At 47.0% G+C, this 574-nt stretch carries 1 protein-coding gene; it reads right to left on the bottom strand.

Annotated elements, in window-relative coordinates:
- Nucleotides 1–574 (bottom strand): LPS assembly protein LptD (gene lptD / locus R7O13_RS29305; protein ID WP_318305516.1); only part of this gene is annotated, 574 nt, incomplete at both ends.

Raw genomic sequence — 574 nt, 5'->3', positions numbered from 1 at the left:
AGAAGCGCGTACTTGCACCGTAGCTCAGCTGGTTAGCCGATGCGATTTTATCAATACCACTGTACTTACGACTGCGGAATAGACCGTAGTAGTCAGTTTGCAGCAGCGTTGTATCGTAGTTGTAGATGTTGGTTTGATCTTCTTCTGGTACGTAAAGGTACTGAAGCTGTGGTTCTAGCGTTTGTGTGTAGCCTTTGATCCAACTGGTGTCACGCTCTAAGTAAATCTGAGCATGGGTACGAAACTCAGGAATAACACGAGAAACTTGTTCATCAAGCTGGTTTTTCAAGTCCACGTCTGTCAAGCCAGTAAGGTCTTGAGAGTAGTAAGTGGAAAGTACGCGCGCTTCCGTTGTCCAAGTGGCCCAAGAGTTTGACAGCGGCATGGTTAGTCCCGGCTCTATGTGAACGCGAGACGCGGTTGGTCGCGCGGTATCACTAGTGTCAAAACGGCTGACTTGGCTTTTTACGTCGAAGTTAAGGTGATCACCCCACAACGGCGTGTAGTAGTTCAAATCTAATTGAGGAAGCAAACGATATGGACGGTTTTCTTCTTTCAAGAGGATTTGGAAATC

Source organism: Vibrio sp. Y176 (genome assembly GCF_033438945.1).
The sequence above is the reverse complement of the archived record's forward strand: the minus strand, read 5'-3'. Positions and strand labels throughout refer to the sequence as shown.